The following is a 23,153-nucleotide window of genomic DNA, read 5'->3' on the forward strand; positions in this document are numbered from 1 at the left end:
GTCAGGACATGACTGCGGCCCGGTTATCCCGCCGGGGAAGCTGTCGGATCACTCGTGATCGCCGGGCAGCAGGTTGCGTTTGACCACCTTGCCGACCTCGTTGCGCGGAAGCTGATCGACGAACACGATGCGCGCGGGCACCCGGTGGGTCAGTCGCGCGGCACCAGGCATCCAGATCCTGCACGGTCACTGTGTCGTCAAGACGAACCACGAACGCCCACGGCACCTCACCGACACGCTCGTCGACGCCGACGACGGCGGCCTCGCACCCCGCCGCGGACAGCAGAACATCCTCCACGGTGCCCGGGAACACCTTCAACCCGCCGCGGTTGATCATGTCCGACACTCGCCGTCGAGCCAGAGGAATCCGTCGTCGTCGAACCAGCCGAGATCGCCGGTGCGAAACCAGCCGTCGGCGGTGAGCCGGTCCCAAAACGCCGGGTCGATTTTGCGGGCCTTCGTCGTCGGAGTGCGCACCAGCACTTCGTCATCGGCGATCATGACATCGATCCCCGGCAACGGGCGCCCGACGGACCCCAGTTTGGTCTCACCCCATTCGCGGGCGTCAGCGGCTGACCAGCCGACCACCCGCCGCCGAGTTCGGTCTGACCGTAGGAGTTGAGCACCACGACCCGAACTTGTCGCGGAAGGCCGCGGCGTGGATCGAGACAACGGGCGGTGACCGATCGCACGATCGTCAGTGGTGACAGGTCGGTCACCGTCGTCTCGTGCAGCACCATGGTCAACGCACGTCGGCGGCAGCACGGTGGAGCGCAACCGGTGTCGCTTGACCAGCATGGCGAAATCTCGTGGTGTGAAGCGCTCCATCAGCACCACACCGGAGCCTGCGCGGAACGCGAACAGCACCTGGTAGATACCCGCCCACAACGACAGCGACAGGGGTACCAGATTCGGCATCGGCGCCCGTTTGGCCCTGGGGGCGTTCGAATTTCCCCGAAGTTTGCTCAGCAGGCGGTCGATGAGATCGAGCACCGTGGCGTGCCGCGGCACCGGCTTCGGCTTCCCGGTGGTGCCCGAGGTGAACTGCAGCAGTGCGACGTCGGCGTCGTATTGGGGTCGTTCGGGCGGCGCCGTCGGCAGACAGCGCCAGGCCGCCCGTTGTCGGTGATCACCGGCAGTCCGCAAGCGGCGAAGCGATGCGCCGACCTGCCTGTGGTGACCACGGCGACCGGCCGCAGGGTAGCCAGCTGCTCGGCAAGTTCTGCGTCGGCCGCCCGCGGATTGAGCGGGGTATAGACGCCGCCGGCGAGCCAGGTGCCGAAAAGCGCCGCGACGGTGATGGCGTCGTTGGGCAGCATCGCCGCCACCACCTGCCCGGTCTGCAATCCTGCGGCAGTCAGCAGGTCGCCGAGCAACTGGGCTCCGCCGATCAGTTGTTCGCGGCTGACGTCGTGATCGACGGTATGTACAGCGATGGGCGGCAGACCGTCGAGCAGCCTGCGCCAGGCTTCATGAATCCGGCTCCAACGGAAGCCATTGCGGGGAGCGTTTGTCGGCGAAGGCGCGCGGGCCCTCGTCTTGGTCGGGGTGACCCCACATCGATGTCAGGTGTTTGGCGCCTTCCCGGCACGCGTCGGTCAACCCGTACTCCAGGGCGCACAGTGCGCTTGGTGGCGCGCATGCCGCCGGCGAGTTTTGGGCGATCTTCTCCGCGAGTTCCTGGGCGACGTCGCGCAGCTTCTCCGGTGGATCGACGACCTGGCTGATCATGCCGAGTTGGTGGCGCGCTGCGCGGTGAGTCGCTCGTGGCTGCCGACCAGCGCCATCCGCAGCACGGCCTCGGCGGTATCTGCGCATCAGCGCGATGGTCTCCAGCGCGCTGACCTGACCGATCGAGACATGGGGATCGACGAAAGTCGCATCGGCGGAGGCGATGACGATGTCGGCGTCGGCGACCCAGTGCAGGCCGCCACCTGCGCACACGCCGTTGACCGCGGTGATGACCGGTTTGCCGACGTTGCAATGCCAGGCGGTGAGCCCGAGGTCGAGGGAGGACATCGTCTCCCCGAACTGCTCGGTTGTCCCTTCGTCGAGTTCCGACGTCGGTGCCCACCTGGAACGCGCGGCCGTTGCCGGTGTGCACGATGACCCGGACGCTGGTGTCAGCGTCGAGTTCAGCCCATGCCCTGCGGAACTCCTGGCGCATGAGCAGGTCATAGGCGTTGAGTCGCTCGGGACGGTTGTTGATGATCCAACCGACCGGTCCGCGACGCTCTACGATCAGCCGCTGGTAAGTCATGACACCTCCGAAGAACCCATGCGCCGATCGCCTCTGCCGCTTCGCGGCGGGCTTTGAGTCAGTCCGACTTCCAACGACCGCCACAGCGCCTGCTTGGTCACTCGCACGCAGTCGGGCAGTTGGTCGCGATCGCTGCGGCCAACGTGCCCGCCGCGGTGCGCAGCCGGTCTTGCGCGACGACCTCCGATACGATGCCCAGTTCGTAGGCGCGTTGTGCGGAGATACGTTCGCCTCGACCGCTCAACGCCATTCGGGTTATCCCCTCCATCGGCGATTTGCGCAACAGGGTGATCGCTTCGTAGGCGACGGCCTGCCCGACGGAAACGTGTGGGTCGACGAAGGAGGCGCACTCGGCGGCGATCACGATATCGGCGTCGGCGACCAGATGCAGCCCGCCGCCGGCGCACACGCCGTTCACCGCGGCGATCACCGGTTTCCAGACATCGCAGTGCCAAGACGAGATCTTCAGCTCGGCGTCCCGGGTCCGCCGGGAGTGCTTGCGCATGGCGTCCCTGTCGCGCGCCACCTGTACGACGTCCATGCCGGTGCAGAACGCCTTCCGTTGGCGGTGTTGACGATCACCCGAACGTCGGGGTCGGCCTCGAGGTCAGCCCAGGCGTGTTCGAGCTCGTCGAGCATCAGCGCATCAAAGGCGTTGCCGGCCTCCGGGCGGTTCAGGATGAGCCAGCCGATGCCGCCGCTCTTCTGCACAATCAGCCGTTCGTAGTCGGTCACGATCGCGGAATGTCCTTCCACGGCTTTCCTTCCAGGGATCGGGCCTTGGGCAGTCCGAGCACCCGTTCGCCGAGGATGTTCTTGTTGATATCGGTGGTGCCGCCCTCGGTGCCGTTGGCCAGACTGCGCATCCAGCCCTGGACGTCCCGCGGCAGCGTCGTCGTCATCGGAGCGGGCCAGGCGATCGAAGCGGTGCCGCCAGGTCGACGATGAGATCCTGAATCTGCTGGTTGAGCGTGGCCTGGTGGACCTTTCCGATAGACGACGCGGCGCCGGGTGACTGGCCGCCGCCAGCGCCTGCCGTACCGGGCGTTGGTCCAGCCGCGTACCTGTTCCTGCGCCCATAGACGCATCACCTTGGTGCGGATGACGGGATCGGCCCAGCGGCCGGTCTCCTGCGCCAATGCGATCAACCGCTGCGCGCTGGAACCGCCGAGCCGGCCCATGCCGCCGGAGCCCGATCCCGAAACCATCTGGCGCTCGACCGACAGCGTCGATGCGCTGACCCGCCAGCCGTCGTTGAGGTCGCCCACCCGGTGCGCATCAGGAACCCGCGCGCCGTCTAGGAACACCTCGTTGAACTCGCGCTCACCGGTGATCTGACGCAACGGGCGCACGTCGACACCGGATTGGTGCATATCGAGCAGAAAGTAGGTGATGCCCCGATGTTTTGGCAGTTCGGGATCGGTGCGCGCCAGCAAGATCCCGAAATCGGCCTCATCGGCCCAGGTCGTCCAGACCTTCTGACCGGTGATCACCCATTCGTCGCCGTCGCGTACCGCGCGAGTGGCCAGTGAAGCCAGGTCCGAGCCGGCACCGGGCTCGCTGAACAGCTGGCACCACTTCTCCTCGTTCCGCACGATGGGGGGCAGGAACCGCAAGCGCTGCTGTTCGGTCCCGTGACTGAACAGAGCCGCCGCCGTGTTGTTGAGGCCCAACGGGTTCAGGCGCGTCAACCGCAGTGGGGCGAGCGCGGTTTCGATGGCGCGCGCCACGTCGCCGGAGACCCCCAGCCCACCGTGCTCCGGCTGCCAGCCCGGCACGACCAGGCCGGATGAGGCGAAGGTGGGATACCACCGCCGGTAGGCGTCCGCGGTGCGGACGGTGCGCAGTGCCCGCGGACCTTCGGCCGCGGCGCGCCAGTGTTCAGGCACCTCGGCCCGTATCCATTGCTCAACTGTGGCTACCGCTTGTTCTGCGGTGCTCGAGGCGTCGATCGGCAGTGTCATCGACCCTGAAACTCCGCTTCCCGCTTCTCCCGGAAGGCCGCCAGGCCCGCTTTGAAGTCGTCACTGCGGGTCGCCAGTTCCAGAGCCATGGCTTCGTTGTGGAGGTGCCGGTCGAGGTCCAGTCCGTTCCCGCTCTGTAGCAGCCATTTGGTGAGGCCCAGCGCGACCGTCGGCCCGGTCGCGATCCGGTTCGTGAACTCGTCGGCAGCGGCAGCCAGATCGGTTGGGGCGTGGGCCTCGTGGATGATCTCCCATGCTGCGGCCTGAGCACCGGAGAGCTCCTCGCCGAGCATCAGTAGTCGGCGGGTGCGCACCATCCCGATCAGGCGGGGCAGCAGCCATGCGGCGCCGCTGTCCGGACTCAGACCGCGGGCCATGAACGGTTCCCAGAATTTCGTGTCGTCGGCGGCCAGGCAGAAGTCGGATGCCAGGGCGATATGGAACCCGAGTCCGGCAGCCCAGCCGTGCACCACCGAGACGATCGGCACCTGCGTCTCGAGCATCAGCGGGATGAGCCGGTTGGCCTTATTCGGCAGTCTGCGCTGGGTGGCGCCGACGCGCGGTTTGCGTGCAAAAGGTGCGGTCGTTGTGATCAGGTCCGACCCCGCAGAAGTCCGGCCCGTTGGCGTCGATGCGGATGACGCGCACCTCTTCGTCGGTACCGGCTGCCGCGACGTGGGCCACCAGGGCGTCGAGGACTACATCGTCGATCGCGTTGCGCCGCTCGGCACGGTCGAGGGTCAGGCGCAACTCGTGGCCCCGGTGTTCTACCACGAGGCCCGGGACGCCGGCGTAGGTCATCAGCGGCTCAATCCTGCGCGAACCGCGCCGACACCGCGGTCAGCAGTTGGGTGAGGTCGGTTGCTCCGCCGGGCGGATCGGGTAGCCGGACCGGACCTCGTTCACGGCTGGGCAGCAGGACGGTGGCATGGCCCGGCGCGGTGATTTCGCCTCGGTGGTTGGTGGCCGCCAATTCCAATTCGACGGCCGGCCGGTCCCCCTCGGCGAGGAACTTGCGCACCACGGTCCCTGAGATGGTGTGCAGGTCGCCGACGTAGTTGAACAGCCGGAACTCGCAGTCCAATTTCCACAGCCAGGCGTCATCGCCCATCCAATCGGTGCACAGATGGATGAGCCACGTCTCGCGCATCCGGCCATAGTCGAACGTGGTCGGGTTTCCGGCGCCGCGGGCAGCATCGGGGTCCCAGTGGACGCGCTGCGCAACATCGGGCACACCTTGCTCATTGGGCGTGTAGAACCGGGGAATTCGCTGCCGGTTGCGCCATGCCAGCCGTAGCGGTCGCACACCGTACATACCGGTGCCCATGCCGACGTGCCAGCAGACCATGTCGGTGACGGTCAGTGGCCCCTTGGTCAGCGGCCCGACGGCGTCACCCTCCCGGACGTCTTCCCACCATCGCGGCTCGGACCCGCGCGGGGCCTCCCTCGGGTACCGCGCGTCGATCTCGGTGATCTCCTCCGGTGTCCAGGTCTTGAGCTCGACCCCCTGGTATTTCTTGCGACCGCGGGCCTTGCTGCGTTCGGTGCGGATCATGTTGCGGTACTGGCCTCCGAGGATGGTTCCCTCGTCGTCGCGGAAGACCTGCGCCGTCCACTCGTGGACGGCGCGCTCGGCGAAATCGCTGGTCTTGTCGAGTGCTGCCACCAGGGCGTTGCGCCGATAGACGCGATGTCCTGCTCGCAGCGGCGCCCACCATTCCCGCGACGATGACGCGTAGAAGGCGTGTACACCCCGCAGCGGGTCGCCCTTGGTGAGCGCGCGGTCCGCCTCGGACAGCTCGGTGACTTCGTCCTCTCCGATCACGGTGTCACCGCCTATCAGCGGCGGCGGCGCGATCGGTTCGCCCCAAACCGATTTGGACGCATAGTCGGGATCGCACCACAGTGGATTTCCGTCGCCGTAGCTCTCCGCGGCATGGCGAAAGGCGTCTTCGTTGGGACGCCGGTAGTGCGGTGGCTGCGGGTTGGGGACGGCGATGCCGATGGTGGCCCGCAGCCGTTCCAGCGCCTCATCGGTGATTTGGCCGGTGCCGGTCATCGCGCAACCTCCTCATGGCGCATGCACTTGGTCGAGACCAAAGTGAGAATTAAGATACCCGAAAACGGAAAGCGACGTTAACGTAGGGCGGGTTTGGATGCCGGAAGAACCGATCGGGATCAATTACGACGTGGGGTCCGACAATGTGGGCCGCATCGTCATAGACCGCCCAGACGTCGGAAACTCTTTGTCGCCATTGGCTCGAGATGCGCTCGCCGACGTCCTGATCAGTGCACACGCAGACCCCGGAGTTCGAGCGGTACTCTTGGCGTCAACGGGTTCGCGGCACTTCTGTACCGGTGCGGGCTTGGCATCGGCACCAGCCGATACGTCCAGGCAGCTTCCCCCCGACCGGCGTCCGGGTGATATTGCGCGCCAACTGGCGCACGGCTGGCAACGGTTGGTGGGCGCTGTCCTCGACTGTGACAAACCGGTTGTGGCGGCATTCAGCGGAACAGCGTTAGGTGGCGGTGCCAGTCTGGTGCTGGCGTGCGATCTGGTGGTGATGGGGCAGCAGTCGGCGTTGGTCGAGGATTCGTGCATCGCGGGATCGTGCCCGACTCCGGGGCCGTGCACCTGCTGACCAGGATCGTCGGCCTGCGTAAGGCCACCGAACTGCTGATGTTGGGTCAGCCGGTGGATGCCGAGGAGTGTTTGCGGCTGGGTCTGGTGAACCGCGTAGTGCCCGCCGACGAGGTGCACCAGGCCGCGGACGCCCTGGCGGTACAGCTGGCGGCGGGGCCGTCGGTGATGCTTGCCCTGACCAAGCGCCTGCTCGCGGTTTCGGCGGAGTCGCCGCGGGAGCGTGGGTTCGAGCAGGAGGCATGGGCGGCCGAACTGAACTCCCGCACAGCTGATCTGCACGAAGGTCTGCAGTCCTTCGCCGAGCGCCGGTCGCCGCGGTTCCGCGGGCGCTGAGCGTGCCTTCAGCCGGCGGCGGGCCCGCCCCGGATGGTGAACGACGAGCTGTCGTCGATCTGGTCGATCGCGGCGGCCACGCCTTCGGCGGTCAGGGCGGGTCCTCGATTCCTTTCGTCACGCCGATGAACACCCGAGACACCTTGCCGGCGCCGACCGAATAGATATGGGCCGTGCGCTCACAGCTGCGGTGCGCCAGATACACCACCACCGGGGTGACCAACTCCGGGTCCATCGCCTTGGCCGCCTCGCCCATGATGTCCTCGGTCATCCGGGTCCGCGCGATGGGCGCGATGGCGTTGACGGTGATGCCGTTGCGTGCCCCCTCGATCGCCAGCACATGCATCATTCCGACCAGGCCCATCTTGGCGGCCCCATAGTTGGTCTGTCCGAAGTTGCCGAAAAGACCGGTGCCCGAAGTGGTATGCACTATCCGGCCGTAGTTCTGCTCCCGCATGATCGGCCACACTGCGCGGGTCACGTTGAACGCGCCGGTGAGATGTACGGCAATCACTGCGCCGAACTGGTCGGCTGTCATGTTCTTGAAGGCGGCGTCGCGCAGAATCCCGGCATTGTTGACCAGGATGTCGACGCGCCCGTAAGCCTCCAGTGCCGCCGTGACGATGGCCTCACCACCCGCCTCGGTGGCCACCGAATCGGCGTTCGCTATGGCTGTTCCCCCCTCCGCGGTGATCTCGTCCACAACGCGCTGGGCCACCGACTCGGAGGCGCCGCTGCCGTCGACTGCGCTGCCGAGGTCGTTCACCACAACCCGGGCCCGCGGCGCTCAGTTCGATCGCGTGGCAGCGGCCGAGCCCTCCGCCGGCACCGGTGACGATGGCTACCTGGTTGTCGAATGCAAGTGTCATGGGTGAGAGGTTACATTCGCAGTATCGAGAATTATTGTTTGCATCGGAGGATCTCATGACGTGCCCGACCGGTCTTCTGGGCAATGCGGGGCCGCGCGCCGCCGGACTGCGGGCGCGCTATCGGGCCGCCGGGCATTGGTCGCAGCAGTCGCTGGACCTTGTACACGACACTGCGGCAAGGCATCCCGAGAGGATCGCATTGATCGATCGGGGCGAACAGATCAGCTTTGCTGAACTGGACGGCCGCATCGACAGGATATGCCGGGAGCTGACCGGGGCTGGCGCGGCGCCGGGGAGTGCGGTTGTCGTGGTGGCCGGCAACGACGTCGACTCGGTGGCCGCCGTGCACGCGGTTCAGCGTTGTGATGCCGTCGTGCTGCTGGTGCCACGCAGCGCCGGCGCTGCGCAGATCGCTCAGATCATTGATCGCACCGGGGCATCGTTCGGTTTGGCGCCGAACTGGCCGACGGCGGCCGAAGAGCTGGCCACGAGGTGCAGGTGGATCGCGAGCTCAGAGGGTGACTCGTTCAGGGCACCGGCACCGCATCGGCCCCACCGGCCCGCCGATGAACCGTCGTTTGTGCTGTACACCTCGGGGACCACCGCCGAGCCCAAGGGGGTGGTGCACTCGCTGAGCACCCTGCACAAGGCGTCCGCCAACTACATCGCCGCCGCCGGACTGGGGCCGGCGGACCGGATCTTCCTGATCAGCCCGCTGGCGTCTGTCACCGGTGTGGTGCAGGCCTTGTTCATCGGTCCCATGCTTGCGGCGCCGATCGTGCTGGAGGACCGTTGGGATCCCGCGGGGACGTGCGACTTCCTATTGTCCAGCGGGGCGACGTGGTACGGCGGACCCGACCGCCTGCTGGACCGGCTGCTCGACGAGGCGGTGGCACGGGAAAGTCCGGTGCCGCTGCGTGCGGTATATCTTGGCGGCACCATGCTCGACCCACGGATCGTCGAACGCGTCGAGGATGACTTCGGCATCGTCGTGATGCGAGCGTATGGATCCTCGGAGGTCCCGGTCAGCACCTCCGGGCAGCGGACGGACGCCCGGCAGGTGCGACATGCCGACGACGGAGTGCCGCTGGCCGATGTCGAGGTGCGACTGGGTTCGAGCGGGGATTCGGCGGAGTGTTGCATCCGTGGTCCGCACACCTTTCTGGGTTATACCGATCCCGCCGCCGACGACAACGCCTTCGACGGAGAGTGGTTCCGCACCGGCGACGTCGCCGAGGTCGACGGCGGACGGGTCCGCATCGTGGGGCGGATCAAGGACATCGTGATCCGCAACGGGATGAAGATTCCCGCTGCCGAGGTCGAGCAGGCGGTGGCCGCGATAGCCGGTGTCGGCGAATGCGCGGCGTACTCGGTTCCCGATGCGACCACCGGAGAGCGATTGGCCCTGGCTCTGGTGCTCGACGGCGACGCGGAGTTGTCGCTGGCAGAGTTGACTGCGGCGCTGGTGTCGGCCGGACTGCCCAAGTACAAGCTGCCCGAGGAATTGGTGTTCTGGGATCAGCCGCTGCCGGTCAATGCCAACGGCAAGGTGGCGCGCAACAGGTTGCACGAGCATGCGGCCGGTCGGCCACGGGTGGTGGCCGACCGCCTGGTCGCAGCAGATTGATCGCCAGACGTCAGTCGGAACCGCTGACGTTGACGGTGGCCTCTTTGATCTGGGCCTGCCAGTCCGACGACTGGCTACTGTGGTCCCGTTTGGACAGCGCCTGAATCGAGACATCGTGGCCCTCGGCGGCCTTGCGCAGACTTCCGACGGTGGCCTGCTCGCGGGTGATGTGGGTGAACGGGTCCCAGTGATACCAGCGCATGGCGTTCTCGTGGGTCATCTTGTTGATGTCGGCGTCGGGTACGTCGAACTGCTTGAGCACCGCATCGAGTTCCTCGGGGGCGCTGGGCCACATGGAGTCCGAGTGCGGGTAGTCGGCCTCCCAGCAGATGTTGTCGACGCCGATCTTGTTGCGCAGTTCCACCCCGACCGGGTCGGAGATGAAGCAGGTCAGAAAATGGTCGCGGAAGAACTCCGAGGGTTTCTGCTGACCGAAGTCCTGACCGGTCCACGTCGAGTGCATCTCGTAGGTGCGGTCGACACGGTCGAGGAAATACGGGATCCACCCGGTGCCGCCCTCGGACAGCGCGATCTTGAGGTCCGGGTAGGCCTTGACCGGCTTGGACCACAGCAGATCCGCGGCGGCCTGCACGATGTTCATCGGCTGCAGGGTGATCATCACATCCATCGGAGCGTCCGGTGCGGTGATGGCCAGTCGACCCGAGGAGCCGATGTGCACATTGAGCACGGTATCGGTGTCGACCAGCGCATCCCACATGGGTTTCCAGTGCTCCAGGTCGTGGAAACTCGGGTAGCCCATCGCCGCCGGGTTCTCGGTGAAGGTCATCGAGTGCACGCCGCGGGCGGCGTTGCGGCGAATCTCCTTGGCGCATGCTGCGGGATCCCAGATCACGGGCAGCGTCATCGGGATGAACCGGGCCGGATAGGCGCCACACCACTCCTCGACGTGCCAGTCGTTGTAGGCCTGGATGAGTGCCAGGGAGAAGTCGTGGTCCTCGGTGGCGAACAGCCGCCCGGCGAAGCCCGGGAAGGAGGAAAGCACATCGAACCCAGGATGCCGCCGGCGTTCATGTCCATGACGCGTTCGTCGACGTTGTAACAGCCGGGCCGGATCTCATCGAGTGCCTGCGGCTCGAGTCCGTACTCCTCCTTGGGCCGGCCGGCAACGGCGTTGAGCGCCACGTTCGGGATGGTGACGTCGCGGAACTGCCACCGGTCGCTGCCGTCTGCGTCGTGCACCAGTCGCGGAGCGTCGTGCTGGTACTTCTTGGGCAGGTGGTTGGCAAACATGTCGGGCGGTTCGACGATGTGATCGTCGACGCTGACCAGGATCATGTCGTCTTTGTTCACTTCATTTCCTCTCGCGTGCCGGCGTGAAAATCGGGATGGCGAAGCCGTCTTCGCCGTGGCGAAAGTCGAGAATGAGCTCCAGCCCGGCATCGAGCTGCTCGACGGTGCAGTTTTCGATGTTGGTCATCAGGCGTGGCCCCTCGGCCAGGTCCACCATGGCGACCACATACGGAGTGCGCGCGTCGAAAGGAGCGGCGTTCTGGTGGACGACGGTCCAGGTATAGAGCGTTGCGCGGCCACATGCCGGGTTGGGCGATACGTCTTCGCTCCAGCAGTGTGGGCAGAACGACCTGTGATGCAGCGAGTTTCGGCCACAATCCCGGCACGCGTTGACCAGCAGCCTGCCGTTCTGGATGGCCGACCACCATGCCGCGCTGTCCACGTCGATGGTGGGTCGATCGGGGCTCGTCATCACTGCCTCCCCAGGATCATCGTGGCACTGTGACTGAAGAAGCCGCCGGTAGCGTGTACGCAGGCGAGCTCGGCATCCTCGACCTGGCGTTCGCCGCACTCACCGCGAAGCTGCCGCACCGCTTCGACCATGAGGAACATGCCGCGCATTCCCGGGTGGCAGGCGGCCAGCCCGCCGCCGTCGGTGTTGGTGGGCAGCGCGCCACCGGGCCGCAATGCCCCCGAACCGATGAATGCGCCTCCCTCGCCCTTGGCGCAGAAGCCGAGGTCTTCGACGGTGAACAGCACAGTGGCGGTGAAGGAGTCGTAGAGCTGGCACACATCGATATCGGCGGGACGCACACCGGCCTGGGCGAAGGCGGCCGGTCCGGACAGGGCACCGGCCGACGTGGTGAAGTCATCCCAGGCGCTCATGCTGACGTGCGAGGCGGCGTCGGCGGAACCGAGTACCCAGACCGGCTCCTTGGCGCAGTTGCGGGCCACGGCTTCACTGGCCAGCACCACCGCGCCGCCACCGTCGGTGCGCAGGCAGACGTGTTTGGCGGTGAAGGGATCGGCCAGCATGGGCGCGGCCGCCACGTCGTCTACGGTGATGCGTTCCCGGTCGAAGGCGTTCTCGTTGCCGGCCGCCCACTCGTGCGCGGCGACCGCGACCTCGGCCAGTTGCTCGGCAGTGGTGCCGAACTCGATCATGTGCCTGCGGGCGGCCATGGCGTACTTGGCGATCAGCGTGGCGCCATAGGGAGCCTCGTACTGCATGGCACCTCCGGCACCCATCGCCGCAGCCGAGGCTCGGGTTCGCCGTTTGACGTCCGAGCGGGCGGTGGAGCCGTAGGTGAGCAGGATGACGTCGACCTCGCCCGCCGCGATGGCGGCGACCGCATGTCGGGCCATCACCTCCCACGAGGAGCCGCCCACATTGGTGGCATCGACCCAGCGCGGCCCCAGGCCGAGGTACTCGCTGACCTCGATCGGTGGCAGCAGCGTCCCGTGGCCGCCGAAACCCTCGATATCGTCCTTGGACAGGCCGGCGTCGGCAATAGCACGGCGTGCGGCCTGGGCCATCAGCCCCATCGCGGTCATATCGGGCACCCGCCCGCAGTCGGAGAGTCCCGCTCCCACGATGGCAACGCGCTTGGACGGCATAGCACATGGTAACCACACCGGTAACGGCGTTTACCGAACACCGTCAATAGTGATTCTCATTCCGCTAACGTCAGCATGATGCGGAACAACCTCAGGGCGGAGTTGCGCGGCGACCGGTTGGTGCTGTGTCTGGCCCTGCTGAACTCTCGGACGCCCGAGGTGCCGGCGATCGCTGCCGCCTGCGGTTACGACGCGATCTACGTCGACCTTGAGCACACCTCGACGTCGTTGGAGACGGCAGCGCTGATGTGTGTGGGCGCCGTCGGTGCGGGCATCGCGGGCCTGGTCCGAGTGCCCTCACAGGACCCCGGGGTGATCGCGCGAGTTCTCGATGGTGGCGCAGTGGGAGTTATTGTTCCACATGTCAATTCGGCAGACGAGGCGGCCGCGGTGGTGGCTGCGGCCAGGTTCCCTCCGGTCGGGCGGCGGTCGATCTCCGGCCCCAGTGTGGTGAGCGGATATCGTCCCCTCGAACCGTCCGGACTCACCGCCGAGCTGGAGCGCCAGACGGTCGTGGCCGTCATGATCGAAACCGTGCAAGCCGTAGCGGATTGTGACCTGATTGCCGCGGTCCCCGGTGTCGACATGATCCTGCTGGGCCCGAGTGACCTGACCGCCGAGATGGGAATCCACGGCGATTACGAGAATGATGATTTCCATTCTGCGGTACGCTCTGTTGCAGCGGCTTGTCGTAGACACGGCGTGGCGCTGGGAATCGCCGGTATCAAGTCGGTTGAACTGCTGGAACGGTTTGTGGGCCTGGGCCTGCGATTCATTTCGGCGGGGACCGATGTCGGGATGATGACCGAGGCGGCCGGCTCCCGCGCGCTGGCGCTCCGTGCTTTGTCGACGGGTCGCTGACAAGCGCACAGGCCGCGCACGACGACAGGAGCCCGGGATGCCCACCGCGATACACACCGCACAGGTCAGCGACTCGATGGCGTGGACCGGCGCTGACTTCACCAGCAAAGAGGAACTCTGCTTCGACCTGTCCGCCCGCAATGTGGCGGCGCTGGAGTCGATCCTGGTGCGGACAGCGGCAAGGGACCGAGACGACATCACCTTCGACGACGTGCGCCATCCCGACCTCGATGACGACCTCGCGAGGCTGTATCGCGACCTGATGTTCGGCAAGGGCTTGGCGTGCGTCCGCGGATTCCCGGTCGAGCAGCACTCCGTGGAGGATCTGGAGCGGATCTACTGGGCGTTCTGCTGGCATCTGGGATATCCGGTGTCCAACAACTCCTTCGGTGACCGTCTGGTTCGGGTCCAGGAGGAGATCCTGCCCAACGGTGTACAACCGGCCCGGGGCACCAAGTCCAGCGCGGAGCTGGCGATGCACAACGATGCCGCCGACATTCTGTCGCTGCTGTGTGTGTATCCGGCGCTGTCCGGTGGTGAGAGCCAGTTCGCCAGCGGCCCGCGGCGCACAATCGGATCCTGGCGGAGCGACCTGACCTGCTGCCGGTTCTTTACCAGGGGTTCCCGCACCATCGTCGCAGCGAGCAGCCCGATGACCAGCCCGATGTCACGCCGTACGACGTGCCGGTGTTCTCGCAGGTCGACGGCCGGGTCTGCATCAACTTCACGTACAGCAGCATCCTGCCCGCGATGAAGACCCTGGGCCGCGAGTTCACGCCCGAACAGAATGAGGCCATTGAGTTGCTCCGGCGGGTACTCGTCGAGCAACAGGTCGAGTTCCGGCTCGAATCGGGGGAGGCCGCGGTGGCCAATAACTTTGCGATGTGCCACTCACGCTCCGATTTCGTCAGCAGCACGGACCCGAAGAAGGCGCGCTGCTTCCTGCGAGCCTGGATGGAGGTGCCGCGCGAGGACCGCCGACTGCCGCTCGGCCGCGAGTACTTCCACATGGAGAACAAGGACATGCGGCTCGGGTACGACGTAGTGCCGGGCCGGGACGGCTCCATAGCGCGCAACGACTACAAGAATGTTGACGCCGAGCTGGCCGACATGTTCAAGGCCGCCCAGGTGAAGCCCAAGCCAAGCCGGTGAGCAGGACGTACCCGCGGCTGGCATACGAGCGGTGGACCGACCCCGTCGCCGGCGACGTGCTGGAGACCGCCGACATCGATGTCGTCAGGCTGGATCTGTCGGCGCCGGCCGAACGCAACTGGTCGGTACTGGAGTCGGCGCACGGCTACCAGGTGGCCACCCGTACCGACACCGCGTCACTACCCGGCGCCTCGCAGTATCTGGCCGGGGCCGAGCTGATCGCACGGTGCGAGAACCTGTTGGCGGTCTGTTCTGCCGGGGCCGGTTACGACGTGATCGATGTGCAGGCCTGCACGCGTGCCGGTGTGGCGGTGTGCAACAACTCGGGGCCCGGCGCGGAGGCGGTGGCCGAACACGCGCTCGGGTTCATGCTCGATCTGGCGAAGAAGATCACCGTCTCAGACCGCGCCCTGCGCGCGGGACCGGTGGAGAACCGGCTGACCCTGCGCGGAACTCAGCTGCTCGGCAAGACTCTCGGGGTCATCGGCCTCGGGGCGATCGGCTCTCGACTCGTGGAACTCTGCGCTCCGTTCGGGATGAACGTGCTCGCCTACGATCCGTATCTGGACGAGGCCAGAGCAGCAGAACTCGGGGTGGTCGGGGTCGCGCTTGCCGAGCTGATGCGATGCTCGGACTTCGTCCAGGTCACCTGTCCGCTGACGGCCGAGACCGAGGGACTTCTCGGGCGCGCGGAGTTTGCCGCGATGAAATCGACGGCGTACTTCATCACCACCGCGCGCGGGCCGGTCCACGACGAGCACGCGCTGCTGGACGCCTTGCGCAGCGGCGCGATAGCAGGGGCCGGCCTCGATGTGTTCCATACCGAACCGCCCCGGCCTGATGATCCGCTGCTGCAGATGGACAATGTCGTGGCGACCCCCCACACCGCCGGAATCACCGTCGAGGCGGCACGCGATATCGCGGTCGCCACCGCGACCCAGTGGAAGGCGATCTTTGCCGGGCCAGCTGCCGCCCCGGCTGCTCAATCCCGATGTGTGGCCGCGCTACTGCGAGCGGTTCAACGACGTGTTCGGTTTCCGTCCACACGCCGAATCTGACCCGGCGGATTTCGACTCAACGCGAAGGTGAGGACTGTGGGATACCAGACGATCGAGTTCGAGGTGCGCGGGCACACGGCATGTGTGACCCTCAATCGACCCGAGGTGCTCAACGCCATCAACGACGAGATGATCGCCGAGCTGGCCGAGGTGTACGCCGAGGTCGAGACGTCATCGGACATCTGGACCCTGATCATCACCGGCGCGGGCCGGGCGCTGTGTGGGGCGCCGATGTCAACAAGGCCGCCGACCACGACATGGAAAACGCCGCGGGAATCGACAACCAAGGCGAACCCATCCTGAGCTCGCTGCGGCAGTGGGATGCCCCGCAGGAGGCGACACCGCCCTGGCTGCAGATGACCAAACCGATTATCTGTGCGGTCAACGGAATCGCGTGCGGTGCAGGTATGGATCTGGTCACCACGGCGGACATCACCATCGCCGCGGAGAGCGCATCCTTGATGGACCCGCATGTGAGTATCGGCGTGGCGTCGGGGCGGGAAGCCGTACGACTGGCCCGGATCCTGCCGCTTCCGGTGGCGATGCGGCTGGTGCTCATGGGGCGTCATGAGCGGCTCAGTGCCCAGCGGGCCTACGATCTGGGCATCTTCACCGAGGTGGTGCCAGACGCCGCGTTGTTGGACCGGTCCTGGGAGATCGCCGAGATCGTCAACGCGAATGCGCCGCTGGCCGTGCGCGGATCACGGATGGCGGTGCGCAACGGCCTGACGCTGCCGATTCACGAGGCGGAGTTGCTGGCCGAGAACTACCGCATGAAGGTGGCACTGACCAAGGATGCGATCGAGGGACCGCGAGCGTTCTTGGAGAAGCGCACGCCGCAGTGGCAGGCGCGCTAGATCGTCGCGCTTTTCGCGCTTGAAGCCTCGCCCGTTCTCCTACGCCAAGCCGAAGAAATTCTTCGCGTTGGTGGACAATACCTTTCGCTTGGTTTCCTCATCGAGACCTTCGGTCGCCTTGTTGGCGACCTCGGTGCTGTGTGGCCAGTTGGTGTCGTTGTGCGGGTAGTCGGTCTCGAACATCAGCTGATCGGGCCCGATGAGGTCGAGGATGCGAAACGCCACCGGATCGCCGAAGGTCGAGAACCACACCCGGCCGGGTATCTGGCTGCTCGGCGGCGCGGTGAGCAACGGGTGGATACCGCCCCATCCCCGACGGTCTTCCCACACCTCGTCGACGCGTTGTAGGTAATAGGGGATCCAACCGGCCTGTGCCTCGGCGAACGCCAGCTTGAGCTGGGGAAACTGCATCAGCTTGGCCGAGAACAGCCAGTCCACCAGTGCGATCGTGCAGTTGACCGCCATGAGCGCACTGGTGACCACGTGCGGGGCGTCGGGCGACGACTTGGTCAGTGATGAGCTCGACCCGATGTGCATCATGATGCCGACGTTGTTGCGTTCGCAGGCGGCGAAGAACGGGTCCCAGTAGCCGCTGTGGATCGACGGCAGATCGAGGCGTGCGGGGAGCTCGGAGAAGCAGACGGCGGGCATGCCTTTGGCCGCAACCCGCTCCACTTCTTTGGCGGCCAGCTCTGCGTCCCACAGCGGGATGATTCCGAGTGGAATCAGCCGACCGTTCGACCCCGCGCCCCACTCGTCGATCTGGAAGTCGTTGTAGGCCTGGACGCAGAGCAGGGACAGGTCTTTGTCCTTGCCGTAGAGGAATCGTTGCCCGCAGAACCGGACGAGCGTGTTGGGGAAGCACGCCGAGGCCTCGATCCCAGCGATATCCATGTCGGCGAGACGGTCCGCGACGCGGTAGCAGCCGGGGCGCATCTCGTCGTAGGTGATCGGGTCGGTGGTGAGTTCGTCGATCTCGTAGCCGCCGCCGCGCTGATGAGCGGGATCGGGATGAGGGCGTCTTCGTAATGCCAGATGTCGGCTTCGCGGCCGCCCGCGTCGTCAATGAACGCGACGTCGGAGGTGACACTGGGGTCCATACGTCCGCGGTGCCTGACGATTCGCGGCCCGACGTCCCGGTAGCGCGCGGGCAGCCTGCTGGTCCACAGGTCGGCCGGCTCGACGAGGTGGTCGTCCGGCGAGACGATCGGAATATCTGCAGAGCTGATTGAACTCAACGCCGTACTCCTTCGCCACGCCCGACAGCAAGTATTTGTTAAAAACGAGAATGCGCGTTTCCACGATAGCGTATCGGTACCGCGCCCGGTGCTGGGATGGCGGGGCGCGGCCGGCGAAAATCAACATGCTCGTGTAGGTAGACGGACAATTCTCGCCGGCGATCCCGTATCCTTCGAGGCATCATGAACGCGAAGAAAGGCACTCCCGGCGGCGCGCCGGCCGAGTTGGAGATTGTCGAAGCCGAACTGGACAGCCCCGGCACGACCTGGCAACAGCGAACCATCGACCGGCGACTCAGTGCTGCGCGGGCACGCGCCCTTGCGCGGAGTTCGCGATTCCTGGCCACGGCTCTCGAGCTCATCGAAGAGTCCGGGCGAGCCGACTTCACCATCCAGACGCTGATCGATCGCTCCAGCCTGAGTCTGCGGGCTTTCTACCAGCACTTTGCGGGCAAGGAAGAGCTGCTGCTCGCGCTCTACGAAGACGTCACCAGTCAGTTCACCGAAAGTATCCGCCAGGAGGTCGCGGCCGCGGACGGGCCGATGGAGCAACTCGAAGCGTTCTGCCGCGGATTCCTCTCCCGTGCTGAATCCTCGGAGAAGTCCGGCGGTCGGGTCATGACCATCTACAACCTCAGCCTGGAGATCGAACGTCCCACCGACTTTGCGAAGATCTGGGAGCCGCATCAGAAGCTTCTCACCAAGATCGTGACGGCCTGTTCGCGTGCCGGTCTGGTTCGCAGGGATCTGACGCCCGCGCAGCTGACCACACTGTTGAACTCGACTCTGACCGCACTCGCGCAGATCGGCGTGTTCCAGCTCGGCACCAAGGGTGCCGAGCTCACCGAAGATCAGTTGTGGGCCTGGTGTAAGCAGGCGATCTCGCCGCCGGCGGACGAGAAGCCGGCGCCAGTGCGGGCTTCGCGCCCGTCGCGCGCGCGCACGGCCCGTAAGTAGCGCAGGCTAACGGGGTAGACCCAGGCCGTGTTGCGCAATGATCGATCGTTGAACTTCGCTGGTGCCGGCGTAGATCGTGGTACCGAGGGCGAACCGGAGTAGCTGTTCGAACCTGCCCCGCTCGGGGGAGGTCGGGTCCAGATAGGCCCGGGCCCCGTCAGGGCCCACCAGTTCGACGATGTCCTGACTCGCACGCTCCAGGGCTTCGGTGCTGAAGACCTTGGACATCGGGCCTTCGGCGACCGGTTGTCTGCCCTGCTCGCTGAGCCATACACAGCGTCGCTGCAGCAACGTGGCGACTTCGGTCTCCATTGCGACTCTGGCGATTCGGCGTCGCACATCGGGCCGGCTCATCGGTACCGCGCCACCGTCGGGTGGGGTCGCCTGCGCCCACTGCTCGGCGTGGTGCAGAAGACGGGCGATGTGCGGCCCCCAGCCCGAGGCGTGCTCGTACTCCAGCGAGAGCCGCAGCACCTGCCAGCCGCCGTCGATCTCGCCGATACGCCACTGGTCGCCGATACGCACGTCGCTGTAGAAGGTGACGTTGGTGCGCTCCCCGGACAGCGTCCAGACCGCCTGCGCCTCGAACCCGGGGCTGTCTCGCGGTACCAGGAACATGGTTAGTCCCTTGTGCTTCGGCTTGTCCGGACTGGTCCTGGCGAGCAGGAACACGTAGTCGGCGATGTGACCGTTGGTGGTGAACATCTTCGATCCGTTGATGATCCAGTCCTCGCCTTCGCGCACAGCGCGGGTGGTCGCCGCTGCGACGTCCGAGCCGCACTCGGGTTCGGTGAATCCCAGCGCGATGGTGATATCGCCCCGCATGGCGTCGGCAACGATCCTCTCCCGCATCGCGGGGGTGCCGGCGGTTTGAATGATCTTCGCCACCATGCGGGTTGTCTCGGACAGGTATACCGGTGCGTCGAAGCGCATCATCTGTTCCTTGACCACCTGCTCGGCCCACAGTCCGCGATTCTGGCCGCCCAACTCGACCGGCCAGGCCGGGGCGAAGTAGCCCTTGTCCACCAGGCCCTTGGCGAAGCTCTCGTCATGGGAGACCCCGCTGCGGTAGGTCTGCTCCTCGAACTCGGGCGTCAGCACCTCCTGCAGATGTGCTTGTACCTCAGCGCTGAATTCCGCGGTCTCCGAGTCGAGTCGAAAATGCATGCCTGGCACCAATCTCTCGCCGGAACACCTAGACGATACTGCTAATCTCAAAAGTGAGAGCAATCATATCCGCTGGAACGGGGCACTGACTTGGACCTGAGCCTGTCCGACGAGCAGCGTCAGCTCGTCGACTCCTTCGCCGCCCTGTATGCGCGTGAGTCGACTTCGGAGCGGGTGCGCGCCGCCGAGCCGACGGGTTTCGACGCCGCCCTGTGGCTGGCGCTGCGGGAAACGGGTGTCGTGGAGATGGCCGTACCCGAATGTGACGGTGGGTGGGGTGCCTCCGTGCTCGAGCTGGCGTTGTTGGCCGAACAGCACGGCAGGGCAATAGGATCGGCTCCCGTCATCGAGGTCCAGGTTGCTGCGGGGCTGTTGGCGGCATGCGGCGGGCCGGGGGCCGAACTGCTGGCAACGGCGATGTCGGGTCAGAAACTGATCACCTTCGCGCCGCGCCGGTCCCATGGTTCGGAATTGGGAATGGTGCCGGCGGGCGCGGTCGCCGACGCGGTGATCGCGCTCGTGGGCGATCGGCTGGTGGCATCGAGCACCGCCGAAAGAACCGTGGTCGGCAACCTGGGAGCCCTGCCGTTGGCCGACGTGGCGATCGACCCGCACGCCGTCACCCTGGCCGAGGGCGCCCAAGCGATTGCCCTGCATTCGTCTGCGCTGGACCGGTGGCTGACGCTGACCGCGGCTGCGCTGGTCGGTATCGGCGGTCGCGCTGTCGAGGTGGGTGCACAGTACGCCCAGCAGCGCAAAGCCTTTGGTGTGGCGATCGGATCCTTCCAGGCGGTCTCACACCCGCTGGCCGACAGTGCCACGGCCGTCGACGGTGCGCGGCTGCTGGCGTTCGAGGCGGCGTGTGCGTTCACCGACGAGACTCCACGGGTAACGGAGCTGTCCGCCATGGCGTTCGCCTTCGCCGCCGAGTCCGCCCGGGATGCCACCCGGACCAGCCTGCACGTGCACGGGGGATACGGCTTCGGCATGGAGGCCGATGTCCAGTTGTACTATCGGCGGGCCCGCGGCTTGACCCTGGTCTACGGAGATCCGTTGACCGCACTGGACCGGGTCGCCGACGCGCGCTACGGCGCCACCGGCTGATGGGCGGTCATTCCAGCGCCCGAACCTAATCCTTGACGGCCAGGACGACCGGAGGTGCGCTGCGCCAGTCCGGTACGCCCTGCTCGGGGCCGGCCGTGGCGAGCTTGTCGTCGCGGATGCCCGACCAGTGCGAGTGATTCAGCTGGTGCAGAGTGAAACACGCCTGCAGCGAGTTGTAGAAGCCCATGTTGTCCTGGGTCTGGTTGACCGACTCCTTGATGAGCAACGCGGCCATGGTGGGCACCGAGGCGATCCTGCGGGCCAACTCCAGGGTGCGGTCGGGAAGTTCGTCACGGGTAAAGACCTTGCTGACCATGCCCAGTCGGTGTGCCTCGTGGATGTCGATGGCGTCGCCGGTCAGCATGAGTTCCTTGGCCTTGCGAGCGCCGAATTCCCAAGGGTGGCCGAAGTACTCCATGCCGCACATGCCCAGGCGGGTGCCGACCACATCGGCGAACCGCACATCCTCACTGCCGACGATCAGATCGCACGCCCACATCAGCATCAGACCGGCGGAGAACACATCGCCGTGCACCTGGGCAATGGTGATCTTGCGCAGGTTTCGCCAGCGCAGGGTGTTCTGGAAGAAGTAGTGCCACTCCTGCAGCATGCACTTCTCGGCGCCCTCCCGCGTTCCGCCGTTGATGGCCGCCGTCGGGTGCTGACCGGGGCCGGGCAGGTACTCGCTGATCGCCTGCTTGGACCCGATGTCATGGCCGGAGGAGAACATCTTGCCCTCGCCGGCCAGGATGACCACCCGGACGTTGTCGTCGGCCTCGGCGGCGCCGAACGCCTCGTCGAGTTCCACCAGCATGCCGCGATTCTGCGCGTTGCGCTGATCCGGCCGGTTCAGTGATATCCGGACGATGCTGCCGCCGTCGTAGGCCTGCCATTTCAGGAACTGGTAATCGCCCACCGCTCTCCCTCTTCCCGCTATGGTAATAATGTTATCGGCTGATGAGAAGGTATATTCTCACACGTAACTTAGGAGTCGCCGTGGCCCCTCCCGTCCGTGAGATCTGGGACGCCGACAACCATCTGTACGAGCCCGCCGACGCATACACGCGGCATCTCCCGCGGCAGTATCGCGACGCCATCCAGTGGATACAGGTCGGCGGCCAGACGAAGTTGATGATCAAGGGGCGGCTGACCGACACCATCCCCAACCCGACGTACGAGGTAGTGGCCTCGCCGGGGGCCTGGGCCGACTACTTCCGCGGGATCAATCCCGACGGTAAGTCGTTGCGGGAGCTGGCCGATCCCATCGCCTGCCCGGACTCGTTCCGCCGCGCCGATCAGCGGCTGGCTCTGCTCGACGAGCAGGGCGTCCACGCCTGCGTGATGTTTCCCACCACCGGGGGAATGCTCGAAGAGCGAATGACCGACGACATCGAGCTGGCGCACGCGGTGGTCCACGCGTACAACCGGTGGCTGTTGGAGGAGTGGAGCTTCGATTACCGCGGACGTATTTTTGCGACACCGGTGATCACCCTGCCCGATGTCGACAAGGCCGTCGCCGAACTCGACTGGTGCGTCGAGAACGGGGCGCGTGCCGTGCTGGTGAACCCGCGGCCGGTGGCAACGCCCTCGGGCCGGACCACCTCGATGGGACAGCCGTACTTCGATCCGTTCTGGGCGCGTCTGAGTCAGCACGGGATTCCGGTGCTCATGCATGCCTGCGATTCCGGCTATGACCGCTACAGCCGCGACTGGGAGGGCGCCGGCGCCGAGTACCAGCCGTTCAAGCCCGATGCGTTCAAGACGATCGTGTACGAGGACGCCCGCTCGATCCTGGACACCTGCGCCGCGCTGGTCGCGCACGGTGTCTTCACCCGCCACCCCGGGGTGCGGGTCGGTGTCGTCGAGAACGGCGGCAACTGGGTGCCGCGGCTGATCGACCTCTTCGATCGCGTCTACAAGAAGATGCCGGCCGAGTTCGGCGAACATCCGGTCGCCGCGTTCAAGCGACACATCTGGGTGAACCCGTTCCACGAGGAGGATATGGCCGGGCTCATCGACCTGATCGGCGCGGATCGAGTGCTGTTCGGCTCGGACTACCCGCACCCAGAAGGGCTGGCCCATCCGGCGGAGCTGACACCGGAGATCGCCGCCCTGGACGAACCGGTGATCGAACGTATCGTCGGCGCCAACCTGCGTGAGCTGCTGACGGCGGTGCCCGGTGGCCGATAACCCA

The 23,153-nt window shown here is 66.1% G+C and carries 15 protein-coding genes and 10 pseudogenes; 9 read left to right on the forward strand and 16 right to left on the reverse strand.

What is annotated here, in order from left to right:
* Window positions 1-48: 48 nt before the first annotated feature.
* The 9 genes and pseudogenes from G6N14_RS21405 to G6N14_RS00030 all read right to left on the reverse strand — a co-directional run bounded on the left by G6N14_RS21405 (window position 49) and on the right by G6N14_RS00030 (window position 6,283).
* Window positions 49-1,457, reverse strand: a pseudogene (locus tag G6N14_RS21405) (AMP-binding protein).
* Window positions 1,458-1,470: 13 nt separating this feature from the next.
* Window positions 1,471-2,019 (reverse strand): enoyl-CoA hydratase/isomerase family protein, encoded by a 549-nt coding sequence (locus tag G6N14_RS00010; RefSeq protein WP_268967477.1) that lies wholly within the window; start codon window positions 2,017-2,019, stop codon window positions 1,471-1,473.
* 79 nt (window positions 2,020-2,098) lie between these two features.
* Window positions 2,099-2,260 (reverse strand): annotated as a pseudogene (locus G6N14_RS21330) (enoyl-CoA hydratase/isomerase family protein); the annotation flags it as partial.
* Window positions 2,261-2,357: 97 nt separating this feature from the next.
* A complete protein-coding gene (locus tag G6N14_RS20720; protein ID WP_235674189.1) occupies window positions 2,358-2,801 on the reverse strand; it encodes an enoyl-CoA hydratase/isomerase family protein in 444 nt (147 codons plus the stop codon).
* Complete coding sequence (locus G6N14_RS20725) at window positions 2,726-2,995, reverse strand: enoyl-CoA hydratase/isomerase family protein (protein WP_235674190.1); 270 nt, start codon at window positions 2,993-2,995, stop codon at window positions 2,726-2,728. The genes G6N14_RS20720 and G6N14_RS20725 overlap by 76 nt, the downstream gene beginning before the upstream one ends.
* Window positions 2,992-4,224 (reverse strand): annotated as a pseudogene (locus G6N14_RS00020) (acyl-CoA dehydrogenase family protein). The gene G6N14_RS20725 and the pseudogene G6N14_RS00020 overlap by 4 nt, the downstream one beginning before the upstream one ends.
* Entirely contained in the window at window positions 4,221-4,820 is a 600-nt protein-coding gene (locus G6N14_RS00025; RefSeq protein ID WP_407663152.1) for an enoyl-CoA hydratase/isomerase family protein, read from the reverse strand. The pseudogene G6N14_RS00020 and the gene G6N14_RS00025 overlap by 4 nt, the downstream one beginning before the upstream one ends.
* Window positions 4,750-5,025 (reverse strand): Clp protease/crotonase-like domain-containing protein, encoded by a 276-nt coding sequence (locus tag G6N14_RS21410; protein WP_235674192.1) that lies wholly within the window; start codon window positions 5,023-5,025, stop codon window positions 4,750-4,752. The genes G6N14_RS00025 and G6N14_RS21410 overlap by 71 nt, the downstream gene beginning before the upstream one ends.
* Window positions 5,026-5,032: 7 nt before the next feature.
* Window positions 5,033-6,283 (reverse strand): hotdog family protein, encoded by a 1,251-nt coding sequence (locus tag G6N14_RS00030; RefSeq protein ID WP_085136602.1) that lies wholly within the window; start codon window positions 6,281-6,283, stop codon window positions 5,033-5,035.
* Between the two features lie 97 nt (window positions 6,284-6,380).
* Here G6N14_RS00030 and G6N14_RS00035 point away from each other — a divergent pair.
* Window positions 6,381-7,201: pseudogene (locus G6N14_RS00035) on the forward strand (enoyl-CoA hydratase/isomerase family protein).
* Window positions 7,202-7,209: 8 nt separating this feature from the next.
* Here G6N14_RS00035 and G6N14_RS00040 read toward each other — a convergent pair.
* Window positions 7,210-8,070 (reverse strand): annotated as a pseudogene (locus G6N14_RS00040) (SDR family NAD(P)-dependent oxidoreductase).
* Window positions 8,071-8,125: 55 nt separating this feature from the next.
* Here G6N14_RS00040 and G6N14_RS00045 point away from each other — a divergent pair.
* A complete protein-coding gene (locus G6N14_RS00045) occupies window positions 8,126-9,697 on the forward strand; it encodes a class I adenylate-forming enzyme family protein (RefSeq protein WP_085136605.1) in 1,572 nt (523 codons plus the stop codon).
* Between the two features lie 10 nt (window positions 9,698-9,707).
* Here G6N14_RS00045 and G6N14_RS00050 read toward each other — a convergent pair.
* The 3 genes and pseudogenes from G6N14_RS00050 to G6N14_RS00060 form a co-directional block, all read right to left on the reverse strand.
* A pseudogene (locus tag G6N14_RS00050) lies at window positions 9,708-11,008 on the reverse strand (amidohydrolase family protein).
* 1 nt (window position 11,009) lies between these two features.
* Complete coding sequence (locus G6N14_RS00055; protein ID WP_085136607.1) at window positions 11,010-11,420, reverse strand: Zn-ribbon domain-containing OB-fold protein; 411 nt, start codon at window positions 11,418-11,420, stop codon at window positions 11,010-11,012.
* Window positions 11,420-12,565, reverse strand: coding sequence for an acetyl-CoA acetyltransferase (locus G6N14_RS00060; protein WP_085136608.1), 1,146 nt, complete (start codon window positions 12,563-12,565; stop codon window positions 11,420-11,422). Before G6N14_RS00060 ends, G6N14_RS00055 begins: the two co-directional genes overlap by 1 nt.
* A gap of 78 nt (window positions 12,566-12,643) precedes the next feature.
* Between G6N14_RS00060 and G6N14_RS00065 the strand changes: the two genes are divergently transcribed.
* From G6N14_RS00065 to G6N14_RS00080, 4 genes and pseudogenes are all read left to right on the forward strand, one after another.
* Window positions 12,644-13,426, forward strand: a complete 783-nt coding sequence (locus G6N14_RS00065) for an HpcH/HpaI aldolase family protein (protein ID WP_085136758.1) — start codon at window positions 12,644-12,646, stop codon at window positions 13,424-13,426.
* 37 nt (window positions 13,427-13,463) lie between these two features.
* Window positions 13,464-14,578: pseudogene (locus tag G6N14_RS21335) on the forward strand (TauD/TfdA family dioxygenase).
* Window positions 14,575-15,667 (forward strand): annotated as a pseudogene (locus G6N14_RS00075) (hydroxyacid dehydrogenase). The pseudogenes G6N14_RS21335 and G6N14_RS00075 overlap by 4 nt, the downstream one beginning before the upstream one ends.
* Window positions 15,664-16,493, forward strand: a pseudogene (locus tag G6N14_RS00080) (enoyl-CoA hydratase/isomerase family protein). Before G6N14_RS00075 ends, G6N14_RS00080 begins: the two co-directional pseudogenes overlap by 4 nt.
* Window positions 16,494-16,532: 39 nt before the next feature.
* Here G6N14_RS00080 and G6N14_RS00085 read toward each other — a convergent pair.
* Window positions 16,533-17,722 (reverse strand): annotated as a pseudogene (locus G6N14_RS00085) (amidohydrolase family protein).
* Between the two features lie 192 nt (window positions 17,723-17,914).
* Here G6N14_RS00085 and G6N14_RS00090 point away from each other — a divergent pair.
* The gene (locus G6N14_RS00090; RefSeq protein ID WP_085136612.1) at window positions 17,915-18,688 is read left to right on the forward strand and encodes a TetR/AcrR family transcriptional regulator; all 774 of its coding nucleotides are present in this window, start codon (window positions 17,915-17,917) and stop codon (window positions 18,686-18,688) included.
* Between the two features lie 6 nt (window positions 18,689-18,694).
* On the opposite strand, the gene G6N14_RS00095 is transcribed toward G6N14_RS00090, so the two are convergent.
* Window positions 18,695-19,855 (reverse strand): acyl-CoA dehydrogenase family protein, encoded by a 1,161-nt coding sequence (locus tag G6N14_RS00095; protein ID WP_085136613.1) that lies wholly within the window; start codon window positions 19,853-19,855, stop codon window positions 18,695-18,697.
* A 90-nt stretch (window positions 19,856-19,945) separates the two neighbouring features.
* Between G6N14_RS00095 and G6N14_RS00100 the strand changes: the two genes are divergently transcribed.
* Window positions 19,946-20,959, forward strand: a complete 1,014-nt coding sequence (locus G6N14_RS00100; protein ID WP_085136614.1) for an acyl-CoA dehydrogenase family protein — start codon at window positions 19,946-19,948, stop codon at window positions 20,957-20,959.
* 25 nt (window positions 20,960-20,984) lie between these two features.
* Here G6N14_RS00100 and G6N14_RS00105 read toward each other — a convergent pair whose 3' ends face one another.
* On the reverse strand, window positions 20,985-21,875 hold the full coding sequence (locus G6N14_RS00105) for an enoyl-CoA hydratase (protein WP_085136615.1): 891 nt from the start codon (window positions 21,873-21,875) through the stop codon (window positions 20,985-20,987).
* An 80-nt stretch (window positions 21,876-21,955) separates the two neighbouring features.
* On the opposite strand from G6N14_RS00105, the gene G6N14_RS00110 reads away from it, so the two are divergent.
* The gene (locus tag G6N14_RS00110) at window positions 21,956-23,149 is read left to right on the forward strand and encodes an amidohydrolase family protein (protein ID WP_234808981.1); all 1,194 of its coding nucleotides are present in this window, start codon (window positions 21,956-21,958) and stop codon (window positions 23,147-23,149) included.
* The last annotated feature ends 4 nt before the right edge of the window (window positions 23,150-23,153 follow it).

This window comes from Mycolicibacter hiberniae, assembly GCF_010729485.1.
Taxonomy (GTDB): Bacteria; Actinomycetota; Actinomycetes; order Mycobacteriales; family Mycobacteriaceae; genus Mycobacterium; species Mycobacterium hiberniae.

Excerpts from the sequence above, each read along its gene's own strand:
- G6N14_RS00090 (WP_085136612.1), top strand. The coding sequence starts at position 17,915 with ATGAACGCGAAGAAAGGCACTCCCGGCGGCGCGCCGGCCGAGTTGGAG.
- G6N14_RS00065 (WP_085136758.1), top strand. The coding sequence starts at position 12,644 with ATGCGGAACAACCTCAGGGCGGAGTTGCGCGGCGACCGGTTGGTGCTG.
- G6N14_RS00030 (WP_085136602.1), bottom strand. The coding sequence starts at position 6,283 with ATGACCGGCACCGGCCAAATCACCGATGAGGCGCTGGAACGGCTGCGG.
- G6N14_RS00060 (WP_085136608.1), bottom strand. The coding sequence starts at position 12,565 with ATGCCGTCCAAGCGCGTTGCCATCGTGGGAGCGGGACTCTCCGACTGC.
- G6N14_RS00095 (WP_085136613.1), bottom strand. The coding sequence starts at position 19,855 with ATGCATTTTCGACTCGACTCGGAGACCGCGGAATTCAGCGCTGAGGTA.
- G6N14_RS00010 (WP_268967477.1), bottom strand. The coding sequence starts at position 2,019 with ATGTCCTCCCTCGACCTCGGGCTCACCGCCTGGCATTGCAACGTCGGC.
- G6N14_RS00055 (WP_085136607.1), bottom strand. The coding sequence starts at position 11,420 with ATGACGAGCCCCGATCGACCCACCATCGACGTGGACAGCGCGGCATGG.
- G6N14_RS21410 (WP_235674192.1), bottom strand. The coding sequence starts at position 5,025 with ATGACCTACGCCGGCGTCCCGGGCCTCGTGGTAGAACACCGGGGCCAC.
- G6N14_RS00045 (WP_085136605.1), top strand. The coding sequence starts at position 8,126 with ATGACGTGCCCGACCGGTCTTCTGGGCAATGCGGGGCCGCGCGCCGCC.
- G6N14_RS20720 (WP_235674189.1), bottom strand. The coding sequence starts at position 2,801 with ATGGACGTCGTACAGGTGGCGCGCGACAGGGACGCCATGCGCAAGCAC.